The following is a 1,941-nucleotide window of genomic DNA, read 5'->3' as shown; positions in this document are numbered from 1 at the left end:
CGGGGCCCCGACCAAACAGATCGACAACGTCCTGAGAACCAAGAAAATCCGAGCCCTGAAGCAGTACCTGGACAGCAACCCCGGCAGCTGCCCCATGTCCGTCCCGGTCACCGGGCGGGTCGAGGGCAAGCCCTGGAAACAGGCCCTGGACTTCACCGAGGCCGCGTCTCTTATGCGGCATCTGGGCACCGCCGCATTCATCGTCATGTCGTATTTGACTGGAATGAGACCCCAAGAAGTTCTCGGCCTGCGGACCGGCTGCTGCCCAGACCCGGACTCCGGACAGCACCTGATCAACGGGCACATCTACAAGACGGCCACCGACGAGAACGGCAACCACCGATCCGAGGGCGAACTCCGCGATGTCCCCTGGGTCGCCATCACCCCCGTGGTGAACGCCATCCGCGTGCTCGAGCGCATCGTCGACGACGGCGCCCTGCTCTTCGACGGCACCAGCCACGACTTCATCAACCGCCGCAAGTTCACCGGATCCGTGACGTTCAGCGCATGGCGCGAGCGGATCGAAGACTTCGCCGCCTGGGCCTCCGGCCTGGCCACAGACCTCGGCCGGCCTCACGAGACGGTTCCCTCGGACCCCCACGGAGCCATCGGAACCGAGCGCTTCCGGCGCACGCTGGCCTGGCACATCGCCCGCCGCCCCGGCGGCCTCGTCGCCCTGGCCATTCAGTACGGCCATCTGCGCACTGCAATCAGCGGCGGTTACGCCTCGCGCAGCCGCGACGGCATCCACGATCTCCTCGACATCGAGACGGCCCGCGCCACCGCGGACACACTCGCCACCCTCCACGACGACCTCGCTGAGGGCGTCGGAATCTCCGGTCCTGCCGCACGACGGGCCATCCACGCGGCCAGCCACGGACCGACCTTCGCCGGGACCATCCTCAGCGCCCGCGCCGCCCGTGACCTGCTGGAGAACCCTTCCCTTGCCATCCACGACAACCCCAAGGCCTATCTGATGTGTGTCTACAACCAGGAAAAGGCCCTCTGCCACCGGCTCGCCGGACAGCAGAAGGCCCCGAGCCTGGACCGCTGCCAGCCCACCTGCGCGAACATCACACGCACCGACCACCATGCAGCCCAGCTGACGGCTCTGGCCGATGTCCTGGAGAAACAGGCCGGCGCGCTCACCCCGGCCCCCATGGGCAAGCGCCTACAGGCACGAGCCGAGAGACTGCGGGCTCTCGCCGAGAACCACCATCGCGGCCGCCTCACGCTGGCGGAGGCCTCCGCATGACACCCGCTGTCGACGAGCGCGAGCGAATTCGTGCCGCCATGGAACGCATCCTCAGTGGATCCCCGGTCAATTCCAACGGGGCCTTGACGGTCGTCGCTTTGGCTGCCGAGGCAGGCGTTCCCCGCAATGCCCTCACTCAGCGACATCCTGATCTGCGGCACGAATTCTATGAACGTGTTCGCGCTCGTGGTGAGACCCCGGACAGTGAAAAGCGACTCCGGGCGAAGGTAGTGAAACTCAAGGAGCAACATGAAAACGACATCGAAGAAATCAAGGAACTCAAGGCCACCAATGAAGCCCTCGTGCGCGCCCTTCACCAAGTGCAGATGGAAAACCGCCAGCTCCGGCAGCAAGCTCAACAGCAACAGCCACGGCTCCATGCTGTCCCGGGAGTGCCGCGGCCCACACCGTTGCCTCGCTGACGTGCTGGCACGGACTCCAGCTGCCGACCGCAGAGGACACCCAGATCTTCAACACGCAGAACTTGACAGAGAAGACGTCGGGCAGGGGGATGCGACCGTGCTGGCGGCGGGCGACGGCAGAGGGGTGGTCGTGGACGCAGGACCCGACCCGGTGCTGGTGGACCGCTGCCTGACGGCCCTCGGTATCACCGAGATCCCTCTCGTGGTGCTCACCCACTTCCACGCCGACCATGTGGCCGGGTTGCCGGGGGTGCTGCGGGGGCG

At 66.4% G+C, this 1,941-nt stretch carries 2 protein-coding genes and 1 pseudogene; all 3 read left to right on the top strand.

Going from position 1 to position 1,941, the window contains the following annotated elements; translation table 11 throughout:
- On the top strand, window positions 1-1,255 hold a 1,255-nt coding region (locus AOK15_RS40560), incomplete at its 5' end, for a site-specific integrase (RefSeq protein WP_055524194.1).
- The gene (locus tag AOK15_RS43440; protein ID WP_079058972.1) at window positions 1,252-1,677 is read left to right on the top strand and encodes a hypothetical protein; all 426 of its coding nucleotides are present in this window, start codon (window positions 1,252-1,254) and stop codon (window positions 1,675-1,677) included. The genes AOK15_RS40560 and AOK15_RS43440, both read left to right, overlap by 4 nt.
- 73 nt (window positions 1,678-1,750) lie before the next feature.
- Window positions 1,751-1,941 (top strand): annotated as a pseudogene (locus AOK15_RS43435) (MBL fold metallo-hydrolase); the annotation flags it as partial.

Source organism: Streptomyces ossamyceticus (genome assembly GCF_001418475.1).
In the GTDB taxonomy this organism is placed as follows: domain Bacteria; phylum Actinomycetota; class Actinomycetes; order Streptomycetales; family Streptomycetaceae; genus Streptomyces; species Streptomyces ossamyceticus.
The sequence above is the reverse complement of the archived record's forward strand: the minus strand, read 5'-3'. Positions and strand labels throughout refer to the sequence as shown.